Consider the following 19,119-nt stretch of genomic DNA (forward strand, 5'->3'; position numbering starts at 1 on the left):
GTCGATCCGGCCGTGGTTCGCCCGCGTTCCCGTTACCTTCCGGAAAGTCTCCCGTCATCGGTTCTCATTAGTCTCCTGCGGGATCGACAACCTTCGGAGGAAACTTTTCGATGCGCCTATCAAGACGCGCTCTGACCACGGCCCGCCCGGCGGGCGTCATCGCCGTGGTCACCGCGCTCGGCCTGAGCCTCGCCGGCCAGGCCGTCGCGGCCGGGGAAACGCCGTTCATCAGCGAGATCCACTACGACAACACCGGAGCCGACAGCGGGGAGGCCATCGAGATCCAGGCCCCGGTCGGCTTCGACCTGTCCGGGTGGAAGATCGTCCTCTACAACGGCGACCCCAACAGCCGGGCCGCGTACAACACGGCCGGTCTGAGCGGCGCCGTCACCTCCACCGGCGTGGTCGTGCAGAACTACGCGGCCAACGGCATCCAGAACGGTGCGCCGGACGGCGTGGCCCTGGTCAAGCCGGACAACTCGGTGGCCGAGTTCCTCAGCTACGAGGGTGTGTTCACCGCCTCGGGCGGACCGGCCGACGGACTCGCCAGCACCGACATCGGGGTCGCCGAGCTCGGCACCGACCCGGTCGGCTACTCCCTGCAGAAGATCGACGGCGGCTGGACCGCCCCGGCGCGGAACAGCTTCGGCGCGCTCAACAAGGCGGTCGACGAGCCCGGCGACCCCGACCCGGTCGGGTGCACGACCCCGGTCACCAAGACGATCGCCGAGGTGCAGGGCACCGGGGCGGCGTCCACGCTTGCCGGTTCGGTCGTGACGGTCGAGGGCATCGTCACCGCCGACCACCGCAGCGGCGGCTTCAACGGCATCTACCTGCAGACCGCCGGCACCGGCGGCACCCGCCCGGTCACCGCCGGCACCGCCTCCGACGGCGTCTTCGTGTTCGTCGGCTCCGGTGCCGCCCAGCCGTCCGTCGCCATCGGCGACCGGGTGCGGGTCACCGGCACGGTGAGCGAATACAACGGCCTCACCGAGCTCAGCGCCGCGGCCAAGGCCGACACCCAGGTCTGTGCGCACAACGCCGCGCTGCCCGCCCCGGTGCCGCTGACGCTGCCGCTGGCCGCCGACGCGCGCGAGTCCGTCGAGGGCATGCTGGTCGCGCCGGTCGGTGCCTACACGGTGTCCGACACCTACCCGGCCAACCAGTACGGCGAGCTGATCCTCTCGGCCGGTGACACCCCGGCCCGGAACCCGACCGACGTCGCGCGGCCCGGCACCGACGCCGCTCGCCAGGTCAAGGCCGGCAACGTCGACGCGCGCGTGCTGCTCGACGACGGCAAGACCACCAACCTCTCGTCGGCCGGGATCGCCCCGCCCTACCTGAGCCCCACGGAGCCGGTCCGCACCGGCGACCAGGTCGAGAAGTTCGGCCCGGTGGTGTTCAGCTACGAGTACGGCGACTGGATGTTCGAGCCGACCACCCCGGTCTCGGCGGACACCCCGCCGGTGGGGCGCACCACGGTCAAGGCCACCAACCCGCGCACCGCGCACCCGGCGGCCGTGGGCGGCGACCTCAAGGTCGCCAGCTTCAACGTGCTCAACTACTTCGTCCACTTCGGTGGCGAGGCCCGGGGCGCCACCGACGCGGCCGCCCTGGCCAAGCAGCAGGCGAAGATCGTCTCGGCGATCACCGCACTGGACGCCGACGTGGTCGCGCTGATGGAGATCGAGAACTCGGTCCGGTTCGAGGCGGACGACCCGCAGCTCGCGCTCCGTACCCTGGTCGGCGCGCTCAACGCCGTCGACGGGGCGGGCACCTGGGACTACGTACGCTCGCCGGCCGAACTGCCGGCCGCCGCGCAGCAGGACTACATCACCACCGCGATCATCTTCAAGCCGTCCCGGGTGACCCGGAAGGGCGCGTCGCGCTCGGTGAACGACGAGACGGTGTGGTCGAACGCCCGCGAGCCGATCGCGCAGACGTTCACGGCCGGCGCCCTCGAGTTCACGGTCGTCGCCAACCACCTCAAGTCCAAGAGCGCCTCGGTCGTGCCGACCGGGGACAACGTCGACACCGGTGACGGACAGGGTGCCTACAACGGCGACCGGAAGCGGCAGGCCGCGGCCCTCGCCACGTTCGTCTCGTCCCTCGGCACGAGCAACGCCATCCTGCTCGGCGACTTCAACTCGTACACCCAGGAGGACCCGATGCGGGTTCTCTACGACGCGGGCTACGAGGACGTGCACACCACGCACGCGCCGGGCAAGTCGTCGTACGTCTTCGGCGGCGAATCCGGCTCGCTCGACCACGCCCTGGTCACGCCGGCGCTGGCGGACCGGGTCACCGGTGTCGACATCTGGAACATCAACTCGGTCGAGTCGTACGCGTTCCAGTACAACGGATTCGCCCCGTTCTACGCGCCGGACCCGTACCGGGCCAGTGACCACGACCCGGTCGTCATCGGTCTCAAGACCGGCCTGACCGCCCCGGTCGACCTGCAGCTGCTGTCGATAAACGACTTCCACGGCCGGCTCGAGGCCCCCTCGGCCGGCGTCGGCGGTGCCGCCCAGCTGGTCGGCATGGTCAACAAGCTGCGGGCGGCGAACCCGAACACCGCCTGGGTGTCGGCCGGTGACAACATCGGCGCCTCCACCTTCATCTCGGCGATCGACTCGGACAACCCGACGATCGACGCGCTGAACGCCGGTGGGCTGGCCGTCTCCGCGGTCGGCAACCACGAGTTCGACAAGGGACTGGCCGACCTCACCGGTCGCGTCGAGGACCGGGCCGACTTCCCCTACCTCGCCGCGAACGTCTACAAGGACGGCAAGCGGGTCCTGCCCGGCTACACAGTGCAGACCGTGGGCGGCGTCAAGGTCGGCTACATCGGTGTCGTCACCGCGCAGACCGCCTCCCTGGTCAGTCCGGACGGGATCGCCGGCGTCGAGTTCCGGGACCCGGTCGCCGAGGCGGACAAACTCGCCGACCAGCTGTCCGACGGCGACCCCGCCAACGGCGAGGCCGACGTCGTCGTCCTGCTCGCCCACGAGGGCGCGGCCACCGAGAACATCACCTCGGCGGCGGCCCTGCAGGCCGACCCGGTCTTCGGCGCCTTCACCCGGGTCGACGCCGACATCGACGCGATCATCAGCGGGCACACCCATCAGCCGTACGCGTTCCAGGTCCCGATTCCCGGCACCGACCGCACCCGGCCGGTCCTGCAGGCCGAGGACTACGGCGTGAAGCTCGGTCAGATCGGGCTGACCTACGACCCGGCCACCAGATCGGTGACCAAGTCGACGGCCACCCTGCTCGCGGTGACCGGCCAGCCGTCCGACGCCGCCGTGTCCGACATCGTGGCCACGGCGAAAGCCAACGCCGAGGTGCTCGGCCAGCGCAAGCTCGGCTCCATCACCGCCGACATCAAGCGCGCCGTGACCAGTGCCGGAGCCGAGGACCGCGGCGCCGAGTCGGTGCTCGGCAACTTCATCGCCGACGTCCAGCTCGACCAGACCGAGGCCGCCGGCCGCGGTGGTGCGCAGATCGCCTTCATGAACCCGGGCGGCCTGCGGGCGGACCTGCTCTACGGCACCGACGGCACCGTCACCTACTCGAACGCGTTCAGCGTCCAGCCGTTCTCGAACGACGTGGTGACCCAGACCCTCACCGGTGCGCAGATCAAACAGGTGCTGGAAGAGCAGTGGCAGCCGGACGGCGCGTCCCGCCCGGTGCTGCACCTGGGCTCGTCGAAGGGGCTCACCTACTCTTACGACGTGTCCCAGCCGCGCGGTTCGCGGATCATCGCGTCCTCGCTGAAACTCGGCGGGGTCGTGCTCGACCCGGCCGGCACCTACCGGGTCACGTCGAACTCGTTCCTGGCCGCCGGCGGTGACAACTTCACCACCCTCGGCAAGGGCACCGCCCGGATCACCACCGGCGACAACGACCTGACCATGCTGGTCGACTACCTGGCCGCCAACAGCCCGGTCACCGCGGACCCGGTGTTCCGCTCCACCCCGGGCAAGGCCGACAGCACCGCGCCGACCGGCACCTTCACGGTGTCGCCGAGCACGGTGTGGGCCGGCCAGGAGGTGACGATCACGGTCACCGCGACCGACGACGTCACCCCGGCGACCGCGATCAAGAAAACCGTGAACTGGGGCGACGGCACCACCGATTCGTCGGACACCCACGCGTACGCCGCGGCCGGCACCTACCAGCCGACCGTGACCCTGACCGACCAGGCCGGCAACAGCGGCCCGGCCACCGGTTCGGCGAGCGTGACCGTCACCGCCCAGCCCGGCACCTTCAAACTGGACCGGACGTCGGTCTGGCTGACCCAGTCGGTCACCCTGACCGTCACCGGCGTCAGCAACGCCGTGGTCGACTGGGGCGACGGTTCCACTGCCACCGTCCCCACCGGCCGTGTCGGCCACACCTACCGTGCCGCAGGCTCGTTCACCGTCAAGGTGACACCCGCCAACGCCAACGGACCCGGCACCCCGGTAACCGTCGGCACCGTCACGGTCAAGGCCGACACCATCGCCCCCGTGGTCACCCTCGACATGCCGCGCCACCCCGAGTACGCCGCCTCCTGGTGGGTGCTCACCGGCAAGGTCTCCGACGAGGGCCTCGGCGGCGAACAGGTGAAGCTCCAGCTCATCCAGGAGCGTTCCGGCAGTTGGTTCTACTACGCCGGCGGCCGCTGGACCAAGGCCGCCACCAAGGCTGACGCCCAGGCCAAGGCCCAGGTGGTCACCAACCTGCTCGACCTCTGGGGCAGCTGGCTGACCATCGTGGTCGGCGTCGACCGGGGCACCCTGGAGCTCAAGTACTGGGCCACCGACAGGGCCGGCAACTCGTCCACCCCCCAGGTGGTCAGCCAGAAGATCACCAGGTAGTCCCTCGGCCCCCGGGTCCGTCGACCCGGGGGCCACTCCACTCCCTCACCGCCGAGCCCACGTTCCGTCCCTCACCGCCGAACTGACCACCCTGACCTCCACTGTGGCCGCCCAGGCGTTCTTGGCCGCGCCGGCCGCTTCGCCACTCGCACGTCCTCGCAATCGGACGGCTCCGGCGACTCGAACGCCTTCGCGACCGCGACTTCCTCGAAAAGGGCTCTCGAACGCTGGGGAGGCCCCTTCTTCAGCGAAGTTGCGGTGTCCTAGCCGCTTTCGCGGCTTCCCCGGCCGCCGCAAGAGCGACAAATCCCCTTAAGTTTCCGTCCTCATTAGACCACCGTCCCGCATTCTGGCCGTGGCTCCCATCAAGTGGACGCGATCATCGACCCGAGCGCGGCACTGAGAACGCGAGCCGCCCGGAAGGCCGGCGCTGGTTCCTGCCCCTGCGCAAGCAACAGCACTACGGCCGCCGCCGGACGGGGACGGGGCGATCGCGGGGGCGTGCGCTGCCCCGCGCCCCGCGCCCCGCGCCCGCGCCCCGCGCCCCGCGCCGCCCCGCGCCCCGCGCCCCGCGCGTGCGAAAGCCAAACCCTGGCTACGAGGGGGAGAGGGGCAGTAACCCCGGCATTCCTCACGAAGCGCGCATACCGGCGACAGGTAAGGGGGGAGCCGGGGTGGGCGCTACATCGGACGGGACAGGCGGTAGTAGGCCTGGTTCCAGCGGACGCGGTCGGCGAAATCGTAGGGGGTGGTGCGCTCGTCGATGAGGAGCAGTTCGGTGCGGACCATCTCGGCGAAGTCGCGGAGCGTCTCGGCGCCTACGGCCTGGGTCATGACGGTGTGGTGGGGGCCGCCGGCGGTGAGCCAGCACTCCGTGGAGGTGGAGAGGGACGGGGCCGGCTTCCAGACGGCGCGGGCTACCGGCAGGTTGGGCAGGGGCTCGTCCGGGGGGACCACCTCGACCGTGTTGGCGACGAAGCGGAAGCGGTCGCCCAGGTCGGCCAGGCCGATGACCACGCCGGGGCCGGGGGCGGCGTCGAAGACCAGGCGCACCGGGTCCTCGCGGCCGCCGATGCCGAGGGGGTGGATCTCGGCGCGGGGGCGGTCGGCGGCGATCGTGGGGCAGACCTCGAGCATGTGGGCGCCCAAGATCTTGGGCTCGCCCGGGCCGAAGTGGTAGGTGTAGTCCTCCATGAAGGAGGTGCCACGGCCGGTGCCCTCGCCCATTTTCTTGACGGTGGCCAGCAGCGCCGAGGTCTTCCAGTCGCCTTCGCCGCCGAAGCCGTAGCCGTCGGCCATCAGGCGTTGCACCGCCAGGCCGGGCAGCTGCCGGAGGCCACCCAGGTCTTCGAAGTTGGTCGTGAACGCGCCGAAGCCGCCCTCGGTCAGGAACTGCCGGAGCCCCGCCTCGATCTGCGCGGCATAGCGCAGGGAGTCATGCCGATCGCCGTCCTTGCGCAGCGAGGGCGACAGATCGTAGACGTCGGAGTACTCCGCCACGAGCGCGTCCACGGCGGCCGGGGACACCGCGTCCACCAGGGCGACGAGGTCGTTCACCCCGTACGTGTTGACGGAGACCCCGAAGCGCAACTCGGCCTCGACCTTGTCGCCCTCGGTGACCGCGACGTCCCGCATGTTGTCGCCGAAGCGGGCCAGCCGCAGGGTTCGCAGGTGGGCGAAGCCCGCCGCGGCCCGGATCCACGCGTCGATGCGCCGCGCCACCTCGGGGTCGGCCGCGTGCCCGGCCACCGTCTTGCGCGGCACGCCCAGCCGGGCCTGGATGAACCCGAACTCGCGGTCGCCGTGGGCGGCCTGGTTGAGGTTCATGAAGTCCATGTCGATGGTCGCCCAGGGCAGCGACTGGTTGTGCTGGGTGTGCAGGTGCAGGAGTGGTTTGCGCAGCGTGTCGAGCCCGGTGATCCACATCTTGGCCGGCGAGAACGTGTGCATCCAGGCGATCACGCCCAGCACGCCGGGGTCGGCGTTGGCCTCGAGCATGGTCTGCCGGATGGCGACCGAGTCGGTGAGCACCGGCCGGCTGACGATCTCGGCGCTGAGGCCGGCCGCGGTCAGCTGGGCCTGGATCTCAGCCGACTGGTCGGCCACCTGCTGCAGCGTCTCCGGGCCGTAGAGGTGCTGACTTCCGGTCAGGAACCAGATCTGGGGCTTCATGCGGCGGGCTCCTGTCCGTAGACGTTCTGGTAGCGGGCGTAGAGGGAATCGATGTCGGCCTGCGCGATCGGGACCGGCCGGCCGAGCTGGCAGGCGATGTGCACGGTGCGGGCGACGTCCTCGCACATGACGGCGGCCTTGACCGCGTCGCGGGCGGAGCGACCGATGGTGAAGACGCCGTGGTTACGCATCAGCACGGCGGGGGAGCGGTGGTCACGCAGCGTCTCGACGATGCCGCGACCGATCGAGTCGTCGCCGATGAGCGCGAACGGGCCGACCGGGATCTCGCCGCCGAACTCGTCGGCGATCATCGTCAGGACGCAGGGGATGGCCTCGGCTCGGGCGGACCAGGCGGTGGCGTACGTCGAGTGGGTGTGCACGACGCCCATGACGTGCGGCAGGTGCTTGTAGACGTACGCGTGCGCGGCCGTGTCGGAGGACGGCTTGTGCTCGCCCTCGACCAGGTTGCCGTCGAGGTCGGTGACCACCATCCGGTCCGCCGTGATCTCGTCGTAGGAGACTCCGGAGGGCTTGATGACCAGCAGGTCCGCACCCGGTACCCGGGCCGACACGTTGCCGGCGGTCCACACCACCAGGTCGTTGCGGGGCAGCTCGGCGTGCAGGTCGGCAACCTGCTGCTTGATCTCCTTGACGAGCCCGCTGATCATGCCGCACCGTCCGGCCGCGAGCCGGCCGTCGCGCCGGTCACCCGGCGTTGCACCGTCCGCAGCTTGCGCATGACCCGGTTGTCGCCCCGGCCGAAGTAGTCGTGCAGCACCGAATACTCGGCGTACAACTCGTCGTAGATCGCGGCCGCCTCGGGGTCCGGCCGGTAGGCGCCGGCCGAGACCCGGCCCATCGCCGCCGCGGCCTCGCGCACCGACGGGTAGGCGCCGGCCGCCGCGGCCGCGTGGATCGCCGAACCCAGCGCCGGTCCCTGGTCGGAGCCGATCACCGACAACGGCATGTTGAGCACGTCCGCGTAGATCTGCATGAGCAGCTCGTTCTTCAGCAGCCCCCCGGCCGCGATGAACTCCCGCACCGGCACGCCGGCCTCGTTGAACGTCTCGACGATCTTGCGGGTGCCGAACGCGGTCGCCTCGATCAGCGCGCGGTAGACGTCGGCCGGCCTGGTCGCCAGCGTCTCGCCGATCAGCAGTCCGGACAGCTCGTGGTCGACGAGCACGGAGCGGTTGCCGTTGTGCCAGTCGAGCGCGAGCAGGCCGTGCTGCCCCGGTTTCTGCCGCGCCGCCTGCGCCGTCAGCGATTCATGGGTGTACGCCTCGCCGAGGTTGGCCACGTAGTGCCCGAAGATGTCGCCGACCCCGGACTGGCCCGCCTCGTAGCCCCACAACCCGGCGACGATCCCGCCGTCGACGACCCCGCACATGCCGGGGACCTCGCGCACCTCGTCGCCGTTCATCACGTGGCAGGTGGACGTGCCCATGATCGCGACCAGCTGGCCGGGCTCGAGCGCTTTCGCGGCGGCGCTGGTGACGTGCGCGTCGACGTTGCCGACCGCGACCGCGATGCCCTCGGGCAGGCCGGTCCAGGAGGCGGCCTCGGCGGTCAGGGTGCCGGCGGAGTCGCCCAACTGCCCGATCGGCTGTTCCAGCTTCTCGGCGACGAAGTCACGGAACCGCGGATTGAGCTCGGCCAGGAACTCCGGCGTCGGGTAGTGACCCTCCTGGCGGATCCCCTTGTAACCGGCGGTGCAGGCGTTGCGGACGTAACTGCCGGTGAGCTGCCAGACGATCCAGTCGGCCGCCTCGACCCAGCGCTCGGTCGCCGCGTACGCCTGCGGGTCCTCCTCCAGAAGTTGCAGGCCCTTCGCGAACTCCCACTCCGAGGAGATCAGCCCGCCGTACCGGGGGAGCCACGACTCGCCGCGCTTCGCGGCGAGTTCGTTGATGCGGTCCGCTTGCGCCTGGGCCGCGTGATGCTTCCAGAGCTTGACGTACGCGTGCGGCCGGCTCGCCCATTCGTCGAGCTCGCACAGCGGTGTCCCGTCGGCCCGGGTCGGCACCATGGTGCAGGCCGTGAAGTCGGTGCCGACGCCGATGACGTGCGCGGGGTCGACGCCGGCGGCGGTCAGCGCGGCCGGCACGGCGGTCTTGAGCACGTCGACGTAGTCGGACGGAACCTGTAGCGCCCAGTCGTGCCCGAGCGGGGTGCCGTCGGGCAGCGCCTCGGTGAGCACGGCGTGCCGGTAGTCGTGCACCGCGGAGCCGAGTTCGGCGCCGTCGGACACGCGCACCACGACCGCGCGGCCGGAGAGGGTGCCGTAATCGACACCGACCACGCAGGCCACGGAGGGGTCAACGGGCATGAGGGTTACCTCCCGCTTTCGGGGATGTTGCGGCGCTGTGCCAGCATTGTTATCGCTAACAAAGCAGGTGTCAACGCCGCTCCGGGTGACCCGTTGTTATCGCTAACACGATATTGATACACGTGCCGACGCGTTCGTTCGTGTGGGTTTGCCGGGCCCGTCGGCGACCCGGCCCGCGCTCGTCCCGGCCAGGGATCCCGCAGCGTAGCGGGTCGGCGCCGGGCGATCGGGAGCCGTCGGCGGGCCGCTCCTCAAGATCATCAGGGCGGTGCGGATGTGCGGGTCCGTGTCCCCGCCGAGGGCCGTCGTGACCCGCGGCCACGGCGCGAGCCGGCTCCTGGAGGTCTCTCCATGAGCCGGTTCACACTCGGTGCCGCCGACAGCTACTTCCGCAGGTCGACCGGCTCGACCGGGAGGTCGTCGACGCCGTGGGCGGCTGCCTCGGCGGCCCGCTTGCGGGCCGGCGGCAGGGCCAGGGACGCGGCGATCGCCAGCGCCGCGACCGCCGCGCACACCCAGAATCCGACGGTGAAGGCGTGATCGGTGGGGATGCCCTGCGGTGTGGTGTCGGAGGCGACGACGGCCGCCACCACCGCGCTGCCGACGCTGCCGCCGACCGTCCGGACGATCGCGTTGACGCTTGTCGCCTCGCCGGTCTGGGTGGCCGGGACGGTCTCGATGATCGCGTTGGACATGGCGGCGAACGCCAGGCCGATGCCGATGCCGGTGAGCACGCCCGACACCAGCAGGTGCCACACGTGGTCGTGGATGACCGCCGGCAGGGCGAACGCCGCGGTCACCGCGACCGAGCCGAGGAGCAGCGGCAGCCGCGGGCCGTAACGGCGCTCCAGCAGACCCGACAGCGGCCCGAAGACCAGCATCATCAGGGTCGTCGGCAGCAGGAACAGGCCGGCCTGCGACACGCTCTTGCCGAAGCCGTGACCGGTGGCGGCGGGCAGTTCGAGCAGCGTCGGGATCAGCAGGAACGTGCCGAACATGGCGAACCCGAAGGCCAGGCCGACCAGGTTGGTGGTCCAGACGCCGCGCAGTGCCATCAGCTTCATGTCGATCAGCGGCTCGGCGACCCGCAACTCGGTCCGGGCGAACACGAGCAGGGCGAGCGCCCCGACGATCAGCAACGTCACGGTCTTGGCGTCGGTCCAGCCCCACTGGCGGCCCTTGCTGATCGCGAGGAGCAGGCTGACCAGCGACACCGACAGGATCAGCGCGCCGAGCCAGTCGAGCCGGCCGGGGGTGCGAACCGGCGACTCGGGCACGCCCACCGCGACGCCGGCCAGGGCCACCGCGATCAGCACCAGCGGCAGCCAGAACAGCCAGTGCCAGGAGAGGTGGTCGACGATCGGCCCGGCGGCCACGATGCCCAGGCCCGCGCCGATGCCGAAGATCGCCGACAGCAGGCCGACGACCACGCCGACCTTCTCCCGGGGCAACTCGTCGCGGACGATGCCGATGGACAGCGGCAGGATGGCGCCGGCCGCACCCTGCAGGGCGCGCGCCGCGATCAACACCGGCAGGCTGGGGGCGAGCGCGGCGACCAGGGTTCCGGCGGCGAGGATCACCAGGACCACGAGGAGTACGCGTCGTTTGCCGACCATGTCGCCGAGCCGGCCGAGGATCGGGGTGAGGACCGACGCGGCCAGCAGATAGGCGGTCAGCACCCAGCTGATGTCCTCGGTGGAGGCGCCCAGGTCCTTCCCGATCACCGGGAGCGCGGGCGCGACCAGGGACTGGAGCACCGCGAAGGCGAGACCGCCGAGCGACAGGAAGAGCACCACGAGCGTACTGCTGCGGGGTTGGGAGTTTGCCGTCATGAATGTCCCCCGAGACAAGTAAACAATTGCTGACTTCACCGACGCTATCCGGTCCGCGGCCGCTAAGTCAACGATCGTTTACATGAGGTGCGACGCCGGTTACGCTTCCCGGCGTGACGACCTCCACGCCGCGCCGCCGGGACGCGGAAGAAACCCGGCGCCGGTTGCTCGAGGCGGCCCGGCGACGTTTCTCCGAGGATGGGTACGCGGCGACCACCGTGCGCGACATCGCCGACGACGCCGGCGTGAACGTGGCCCTGATCAACCGCTACTTCGCCAGCAAGGAAGGCCTGTTCGAGGCCTGTCTGCGGCACGCCGGGGAGGAGTTGCGGCGCTCGGCGGGCGATGTGCCGCTCGCCGGCATCGCGGGCCGGATCGCCGAGCAGATGACCGGCGCCGCCGAGGTGCCGGCCCAGCTCAGCCTGCTGCTGCGCACCTCCGGCGACGAACGGGCCGACGAGATCCGGCGCGCCGTGCTGCTCTCCTCGGCCGAGAAGATCGCCGCCGCCGCCGGCCGGCCGGACAGCGACCGGACGCTCCTGCGGGCCGAACTGCTGCTCGCCACCACCATCGGCCTCGCGCTGCTGCGCTGGACCACCCCGATCGAGCCGCTCGCCTCGGCCGGTGCCGATGACCTGGCCGAACCGCTCGGTGACGTCGTCGAGGCCCTGCTCGGCGCGCGCTGATTGCGCCACGTCGATATGTTGGCGCCCATGTTGCGATCCATCAGCGCCGGCACCGCAGCCGGCCTCCTCGCACTGACCCTGTCCGCCGCGCCCGCCCAGGCCATCGCCAACGGTGAGGAGGTGCCAGTCGGCAAATACACGTTCTCGGTGAAACTGACCATGACCGGCATCCCCACCGCCGACGGTGGCAAGCGCAACAGCGGGTGCTCGGGAGCGCTGGTCTCGGCCCGCTGGATCATCACGGCCGGCCACTGCTTCCGCGACGCGAACGGCGTTCGCGTCGAACGCCCCGTCGCCGACGTCACCACCGCCGACATCGGCCGCACCGACGTCACCGACACCACCCACGGCATCCAGACCACGATCATCGCGGTCCGCCAGTCCCCGACCGCCGACGTGGCCCTGGCCGAACTGGCCGAGCCCGCCCGCGGCATCCGCCCGATCGCCCTGGCCACCAACCCCCCGAAGATCGACTCGATCGTCCGGGTCACCGGCTACGGCTCGACCACCAGCACCAACCCCACCCCGGTCACGCACCTGCGTACCGGTCAGCTGTCGGTGGTCTCGCTCACCGACAACGAGGTGGGCCTGCACGGTTACGCCCCGCAGGACAACACCACGCCGTGCCCGTACGACTCGGGCGCACCGTACTTCGTGGAGCGCGGCAAGCTGTGGCCCCGCCTGGTCGGCGTGGTCAGCAACGGCCCGAGCTGTCCGCACACCCAGACCGAGAACGGCGCCCGGACCGACAACCTGAGCACCTGGATCCGCGGCGTGCTCCACCCCGGCGGCTACTGACCGCCTCGTCGGTAAAGATCGTCAAGCCCGACCAGGACGACACTGTCGTCCTGGTCGGCGGCGGCCACCAGGCCCGCGGTGAAGCCGGCCCCGCCGAAACAGACGAGCCGGGCACCGGACGCGCCGTGCCGCTTCCGAGCGGCGAAGCGTCGCCGACCCCGCTGCCACAACCGGCTCGCATCCCGCGTGTGCTCCAGGTCGCCCCGGCTCGGCCGCATGATCGAAGTAGAACCCCCGGTGGCCTGGCAGAGCACTCGCAGGTGGAAGGTCTTGCCCTGCCGTCGCCGGCCCGGAGACGATGCCCAGAGTGGCGCCGGCCGCCGGCCGCCGGCCGCCGACCGCCGGATCGGTGGCGAAGGCGCCGAGGGCACGCCCCTCCCGGTCGCGGTCGAACATCTCGCCGGCTCTGGCCCCGGCCGCGCACCGAGGCTCCGCTCATGACCGGAGTTGTCATAACTCGACCTATGCGGCCGGTGACGGGCGTCGCGGAACCGGGTGGAAATGGCTGGGCTGTAGATCTTTTGACTGCCGCCTTCCGGGTGCGGTGGTTTACTCGCGGCCATGCCTATCAAGCGTTATGGAGTTCTGCGCGCGACAGTTATAGATCGTCGAATTGAGACCTCTGCGACGCCGCATTACCAAATACATCTACGGGCCGCGGGCGTGGACTATCGCGCGGCGGTGAACGTGCGTTCCCAGCAGCGGCCGCCCGAATTGCTGTACCTGGCCGTCGACAACTTCGCGCACCCGGTGCTCAACCGGACGCGGGCGTTGCCGGACGGATTCACCGAGCTCAGCGGGCCGGCCGACGGTCCGGCGCTCGACTACGTCCGCGGCAACCTGTTCCAGCGCGACCTGATGCGGCCGGTGCCGACCGCCGAACCGGGGCCGGAGAACGATCTCGGCGATTTCCTCGATCATTATGTCCGGCGGGCGGTCGGTGACCCCGAGGCGCGCGCATTCGTATTCGGCCAGGCCTGGGGGCCGGAGCCGACCACGCCGGACAAGGTGTTTCGTTTCTCGCCGGGCAACGGCGTTCACGACGTACACATGAATCAGGGCAACAGCGGGCGCTTCGCCGACGACGACGGGGTTTTCCAGGACGGCGCGCTGCTGCTGCACTTCCCCGCGGACGACACGTGGGTGGCGATCTTCCTGGCGTTCCAGTCGCAGTCGGTGCACACCGACGACACCACCGGCCACACCCTGCCGGACACCCCGGGGCCGGGGCCGCAGGCGGGGCCGGATCATCTCGTACGCATCGTGGGAGCCCTCGCCAACCCGGCCGGCCCCGCCCCCGAGGCGGAGACCGTCACCCTGCTCAACACGACGCCCGGCGTGCTCGACCTGACCGGCTGGGCGCTGCTCGACCGGGCCGGCAACCGTCATCCGCTGACCGGCAGCCTGCCCGCCGGCGACACGCTTCGGGTGGGCGTGGCGCCGCCGCTGCAACTGGGCAACCAGGGCGGCACGATCACGCTTCTCGACCCGCGCGGGCTCAAGGTGGACGGTGTCGCCTACACCGCCGAGCAGGCCCGCCGGGAGGGGTGGAGCATCACCTTCTAGCGGACTTCGAACTCCTGCAGCGAATAGCCGTACTTGCTCGCCCGCTTCGTGCCGTAGAGGCGGACGTAGCGGGCCGGGGTCGCGGACAGGTGGATGTCGCGGGGCCCGTTGGTGCCGGCCGTGGTCCGATAGACGGTCGTCCACCGGTGGGCGTCCAGCGAGACGTCGACGCGATAGCTCAGCGCGTAGGCGTGTTCCCACGCCAGGCGTACGTCACTGATCGCCCACACCGCGCCCAGATCCACCTTGATCCACTGCGGGTCGGTCCAGCCGCTGCTCCAGCGGCTGGACATGTCACCGTCGACCGCGTCCGCCGCGGGCCAGGAATCGCTCTCGACGCTGGAAGTGGTCGCGGTCTTGCGCAGAGCCAGGTTGGCGCCCGTCGGATTGGGGCGGGCGGCGGTTTTTCCCGGGGCCGACGCCGAGGCCGAGGGTGAGCCCGGCTCGGGCGACGCGGCGGAAGACGCGGCGGCCGGCGGGGCGGCGGCCGGTGGCTTCTCCGCCGACGGGACGGCCGTCGCGTTCGATGGTGCGGCCACCGAAGCGCCGGGCGCCGACGCACCGGGCGCTGCCGGCCGGTCCGCTGAGATGTCTCGCTCGGCGCCGGTGCTCCGCGTGCTCCGGTCGAGATGTACCGCTACGCCACCCGCGACCGCGCCGACCAGCAGCGCGCCGGCGACCACCGGCACGAGCCAGAGCCGCCGTCCTGGTCGTGCCGGCGTGGCCGGGCCGGGCACCGGCGAGGTCGTCCGCTCCGGGAGGGCGTTGTAGAACAGCGGCGTCCCGGGCCCCGGTTTCGCGGTGCGGGGCTGCGGGGTGCGCGCTGCCGGGGTGTTCGGTGCCTGGGTGCCGCCGGCGTGGCGGCGCAGGTCTCGGGAAGTGAACTCGGCCGGCTGGCCCGCCCGGGGCGACGCCGCGAACACCGCGCGCAGGCTGGCTGCCCGTTCGGACGCCGCGTGGGCAGCGGCCGAACGGTCCGATCCGGCGGGCGGCGGATCGCCGGCCGGCCGATCCGATCCGGCGGGTTGTGTGTGGTGGGCCGGATCGGGACGGTCCGCTGGCGTGCCTGTCACCCGGATCTCCCTCGAAGGCGGTCGCGTCGATCGGGCCGTAGCTTAGCGATCTCTCGATGGTGGATGCGTCGGGCACGGCCGGCGGCGACGGCGTCTCGCTCTCGCTCGGGCGCCGGAATCGGGAGAACCTAGCGGACGAAGAGCAGGAACAAGCCCGCCCACGTGCAGACGATCATGAACAGTACGACCGGGAGCTCGGCGGCGAGAGTGGCCAGCGGCGGGCGGCCCGGCGGGGCGTCGGCCAGGGCCAGGTCGTGCGCGGCCAGTACGCCGAGGGCGTGACCGGTCAGGATCAGGACCACCTGCAGGATCGAGATCAGCTTCGGGTCGGGGATCAGGGTCCAACTCGCTGATTCGGCCACCCCCCACTGCTGGACGGCGAGCAGGGCGCCACTGGGGCCCTCGGTCAGCAACAGGCTGAGGTAGTGGGCGAGGGTGTAACCGGCGGCGATCGGGATCAGGGAGTTGGTGATGTCGAGTTTGCCGGCCAGGAGGCGTACGCCCAGAAGCAGCAGACCGCAGACCGTGAGCAGACCCGCCGTGCCCAGCCATGCGGGATGGCCGGTTCGTTGCACCAGGGCCGCCCACGCCGGTGAACCGGAAGCGCTGTCGAAGATCGTCGAGCCCCACCAGACGGCGAGGAACGCCGCTCGTCCGAAACCCGCCGGATGGTCCGTCGCGAGGCCCGACAACCAGGGGCGCCACCGCAGTGGACTGAGTCGGCCGGCCAGCTCGGAGTAGATCTCGAAGGCGTCGCCGCGCCGGAACCAGTCCTCGCCGTAGCGGGCGGCAAAGGCGAGCTGGACCACTGCGTACGCGACCAGGAAGCCTCCGATGACGAGGGGATCGGTCCGGTCCGGCGCGATCAGCTCCAGCCAGACGAAGCCGAGCAGCGCCCCCACCGCGACGGCCGGTCCAGCGATGGCCGGCCCAGGTCCGGCGCCGGCCGGTCCGAGGGCGGCCGGTCCGAGGGCGGGCGGTCTGGCGGCGGCCGGTCCCGCGACGGGGGGCCTCGCGACGGCTGATTCGGCGGCGGGCGGTTCGGCGGTGGCTGGTTCGGGGGTGGGGCTGGGGCGGCGCCGGGCGGGGATTGCAAGGCGCAGCAGGCGGTGGATCGTGCGCAAAGGGTTCAACGCTCGCCACGCCGGGCCGAAGACGAGGCTCAGCGGGATGAGGCCCACCCACAGCCAGACATATAGAGCTCGGGCGGCAGGGTTCGACAAGTCCCGGGGGCCGAGGAGTGCGTTCGCCGTTATGTAGACCGAAACTATGAGGGCTGCGATCCGCAACGGTGGCAGCCACCATCCAGAACTGGGGTGGCGTTCGGTGGCGGGGGACAGGCGGGGGCGGCGCCACAGCAGCGCCGAGCCCAGGAACGAGATCGCGACCGTGGCGGCACCGGCCTGGAGCACGAGGTCCAGCGGGAGCGGCAGGTCGGTGGACCGGCCGATGCCGTGGGCCAGGACCGTCATCGCACTTGCAGTTGCAGCAGCAGGATGTCCGGGTGGGCCTCCACGTCGAAGAGGCCGGCCCGGTCGGCGGTGAACGACACACAGCCGGGCGTGCCGGGCGCGGCGTCGTATTCGAGGTCATAACCATGGATGTGGACCTGTAGAACTCTGTCGGCTGCGACCTGCACCTGTACGACGCCGTGCAGAGCTACCGCGACGCGGTGGGGAGAGGGGTCCGCGCGGCCTTCTACAACAGTGGCGGTCACTGTCATAGATCGTGGAGCGGTGGAGGAACAGCCGGCGACGGCCGACGCGCCCGGCGCCCGGCTGCACCCGGCAAGCAGAACCACCACCGCCACCGCCACCGCGCGGCCGGCGCGCACCGCCCGGCTCATGTGGCTTCCGGGCGGGCGGCGAGTGCGCGCAACACCGTGGCTCCGGCGATCGCGGTGCCCGCGCCGCCGCCCAGGGCGAACACCACGAGCAGGCGTTCGAGAGTGGCGGGACCGGCGAACGGCAGCACCGAGCGGTGGAACGAGGTCACGTCGGGCAGGACGAACACGGCGGTGAGCGCCGCGCCCGCGCAGACGGCCAGCAGACCGGCGGGCCGGCCCCGCCCGACCGCCACGACGCCACCGGCGATCAAGGGCCAGGCGAGCAGGTTGACGCCGGCCGCGTCGACGAACGTCCCGAGGAACGGCGCCGAGGTCACGGCCAGGCTGGAACCGATCACGTGGGTCACCGACGCGGCCATCGCGAGCAGTCCGACGCCGGCCAGCACGAGGTCGCCCCGGCGCACCCGGCGGCATCCCAGCGGCACCGCCACGGCCAGCCCGAGCACGCCGGCCCACCACGGCGCGAACGGCGGTGGCGTGACCCGGTCGAAGACTCCGCGGACGACCACCGGTGAGCCGCCGATGTCGAGGGTGAGGGACCAGTCGCCGTCGGCGTGCCGCCCGGCCGGGGTGGCGGCCGGCTCGGCCCACGTCCGCGTGGTGCCGGGCTGCACGGGGGCGGTCACCCCCGGGATCGAGACCGGCAGCCGGCCCTGGTTGACCAGGCGCAGCTTGGCGCCGGACTCAATTGTCACAATTGACAACCCGGCCACCGACGGTGAAATCGCCACGACCCGGCTGCGGGCGTCCGTCGCGACGAGGCCGCCGGCGTGCGCGCGAGCGGGACCGGCCCAGCCCAGCAGGACCCCGGCGGCGAGCAGGACAACCAGTGCGGTCCGGCGGGCACCGGTCACTTGACGGAGACCGCCGCGGCCTCGTCAGCGGCGCGGGCCGGGGCGGCCGGCCGGATGTTGCGGGCGACCAGCACGGTTCCGGCTCCGGTCAGAGCGGTGTAGGTGAGCAGGCCGCTGACCACATGCACGTTCCAGCCCACACCGTCCTGGTTCGCGGCGGCGAGCAACAGCGCGCCCCACACCACCGCCGGCGCGAGGAGGCCGAGCAGCACCCACGACGCGGCGGCGGAAAGGGGCAGGAACGGCCCGGCCACGCGGGCGACAGCCTCGGTGCAGGCGGCCGCGATCGCTACCGTCAGTGACATCCACCAGGGGTCTCCCTCGAGGAACATCAGGTGCATGGCGAGTGCGGGCACGGTGACGAGCAGCGCCGGCACGCCGATCGGCAGCCGCCAGCGGCGTCCGATCAGGACGATCGGCAGGAGCAGGAGCACGGTGGTGAACAGGAAGCCGTGCATGACCTGGGCGTCGGTCGAATAGATGCGTACGGGATCAGCGCCGTCCCCGAAGAAGAACTCGCCCAGCACGTTCGCGTGCAGCGAGTAGATGTGCAGCGGCAGCGAGGTGAGCAGCGCCGAGACGGTGACGATCGCCCCGTCGGCGAAGCTGAGCCGGTCACCGGTGGAGCGGGCGGACATCAGGGCCGGCCCGGCGGCGACCAGCACCATGCCGAGGATGATGAACTCGTGGCTGGGGCTCACGAAGATCTCCAGGCCCTGCTCGATGCCGAACACGTTGTGCCAGAGCGTGTCGATCCCGCCGCCGACCAGCAGGAAAGCCATCCCGAGCAGGGGCACGCGGAGGGCGTTCGGCAGCGCGTTCAGCGACTGGTAGGTCGGGATGCTCGGCAGTCGGGAACGGAGCAGCCAGACCAGGGTGAGCCCGGAGGCCGCGATCCCCGAGTAGAGCACGGCGTGCCACGGCGTCCAGAACGTCTCGAGCTGCGGTGTGGTCGCGTGGGCGTACGCGTCCAGTTGCAGCCCGGTGACCAGCCACGCGCTCGCGACCAGCATGACCCAGCGTTCGCGCGATGAGAACGACACCTCGACCCGCTCCTTCTCGAAGGGAAGACAGGCTCAACCTACATTCCCGCGAATCGAT

General features: G+C 71.3%; 14 protein-coding genes. 4 read left to right on the forward strand and 10 right to left on the reverse strand.

Features of this window, described 5'->3' with window-relative positions:
- Positions 1-110 precede the first annotated feature (110 nt).
- Entirely contained in the window at positions 111-4,862 is a 4,752-nt protein-coding gene (locus tag Afe05nite_RS13410) for an ExeM/NucH family extracellular endonuclease (protein WP_203817389.1), read from the forward strand.
- 681 nt (positions 4,863-5,543) lie between these two features.
- Here Afe05nite_RS13410 and araA read toward each other — a convergent pair.
- From araA to Afe05nite_RS13430, 4 genes are all read right to left on the reverse strand, one after another.
- Positions 5,544-7,034 carry an L-arabinose isomerase gene (gene araA, locus Afe05nite_RS13415; protein WP_203817390.1) on the reverse strand — a complete coding sequence of 497 codons (1,491 nt, stop codon included), beginning with the start codon at positions 7,032-7,034 and terminating at the stop codon, positions 5,544-5,546.
- On the reverse strand, positions 7,031-7,702 hold the full coding sequence (locus Afe05nite_RS13420; protein ID WP_203817391.1) for an L-ribulose-5-phosphate 4-epimerase: 672 nt from the start codon (positions 7,700-7,702) through the stop codon (positions 7,031-7,033). The genes araA and Afe05nite_RS13420 overlap by 4 nt, the downstream gene beginning before the upstream one ends.
- Positions 7,699-9,363 (reverse strand): ribulokinase, encoded by a 1,665-nt coding sequence (araB, locus tag Afe05nite_RS13425; RefSeq protein WP_203817392.1) that lies wholly within the window; start codon positions 9,361-9,363, stop codon positions 7,699-7,701. Before araB ends, Afe05nite_RS13420 begins: the two co-directional genes overlap by 4 nt.
- 383 nt (positions 9,364-9,746) lie before the next feature.
- Positions 9,747-11,195, reverse strand: coding sequence for an MFS transporter (locus tag Afe05nite_RS13430; RefSeq protein WP_203817393.1), 1,449 nt, complete (start codon positions 11,193-11,195; stop codon positions 9,747-9,749).
- 113 nt (positions 11,196-11,308) lie between these two features.
- On the opposite strand from Afe05nite_RS13430, the gene Afe05nite_RS13435 reads away from it, so the two are divergent.
- Both Afe05nite_RS13435 and Afe05nite_RS13440 read left to right on the forward strand, forming a co-directional pair.
- Entirely contained in the window at positions 11,309-11,881 is a 573-nt protein-coding gene (locus Afe05nite_RS13435) for a TetR/AcrR family transcriptional regulator (protein ID WP_239117790.1), read from the forward strand.
- Between the two features lie 27 nt (positions 11,882-11,908).
- Positions 11,909-12,679 carry a S1 family peptidase gene (locus tag Afe05nite_RS13440; protein WP_203817394.1) on the forward strand — a complete coding sequence of 257 codons (771 nt, stop codon included), beginning with the start codon at positions 11,909-11,911 and terminating at the stop codon, positions 12,677-12,679.
- Here the strand turns inward: Afe05nite_RS13440 and Afe05nite_RS13445 are convergent.
- On the reverse strand, positions 12,673-12,897 hold the full coding sequence (locus Afe05nite_RS13445) for a hypothetical protein (protein ID WP_203817395.1): 225 nt from the start codon (positions 12,895-12,897) through the stop codon (positions 12,673-12,675). The genes Afe05nite_RS13440 and Afe05nite_RS13445 overlap by 7 nt on opposite strands.
- A 343-nt stretch (positions 12,898-13,240) precedes the next feature.
- Here Afe05nite_RS13445 and Afe05nite_RS13450 point away from each other — a divergent pair, with 343 nt between their 5' ends.
- Positions 13,241-14,245: a DUF2278 family protein gene (locus tag Afe05nite_RS13450; RefSeq protein ID WP_203817396.1), complete on the forward strand. Its 1,005-nt coding sequence runs from the start codon at positions 13,241-13,243 to the stop codon at positions 14,243-14,245.
- Here Afe05nite_RS13450 and Afe05nite_RS13455 read toward each other — a convergent pair.
- The 5 genes from Afe05nite_RS13455 to Afe05nite_RS13475 all read right to left on the reverse strand — a co-directional run bounded on the left by Afe05nite_RS13455 (position 14,242) and on the right by Afe05nite_RS13475 (position 19,061).
- Entirely contained in the window at positions 14,242-15,168 is a 927-nt protein-coding gene (locus Afe05nite_RS13455) for a discoidin domain-containing protein (RefSeq protein ID WP_203817397.1), read from the reverse strand. The two genes, Afe05nite_RS13450 and Afe05nite_RS13455, sit on opposite strands and share 4 nt — an antisense overlap.
- Positions 15,169-15,446: 278 nt before the next feature.
- Positions 15,447-16,790: a hypothetical protein gene (locus tag Afe05nite_RS44535; protein WP_203817398.1), complete on the reverse strand. Its 1,344-nt coding sequence runs from the start codon at positions 16,788-16,790 to the stop codon at positions 15,447-15,449.
- Positions 16,787-17,035, reverse strand: coding sequence for a hypothetical protein (locus tag Afe05nite_RS13465; RefSeq protein ID WP_203817399.1), 249 nt, complete (start codon positions 17,033-17,035; stop codon positions 16,787-16,789). Before Afe05nite_RS13465 ends, Afe05nite_RS44535 begins: the two co-directional genes overlap by 4 nt.
- Positions 17,036-17,160: 125 nt before the next feature.
- Entirely contained in the window at positions 17,161-18,018 is an 858-nt protein-coding gene (locus Afe05nite_RS13470; RefSeq protein WP_203817400.1) for a hypothetical protein, read from the reverse strand.
- Positions 18,015-19,061, reverse strand: a complete 1,047-nt coding sequence (locus Afe05nite_RS13475) for a hypothetical protein (protein ID WP_203817401.1) — start codon at positions 19,059-19,061, stop codon at positions 18,015-18,017. Before Afe05nite_RS13475 ends, Afe05nite_RS13470 begins: the two co-directional genes overlap by 4 nt.
- Between the last annotated feature and the right edge of the window lie 58 nt (positions 19,062-19,119).

This window comes from Paractinoplanes ferrugineus (genome assembly GCF_016862195.1).
GTDB lineage: Bacteria > Actinomycetota > Actinomycetes > Mycobacteriales > Micromonosporaceae > Actinoplanes > Actinoplanes ferrugineus.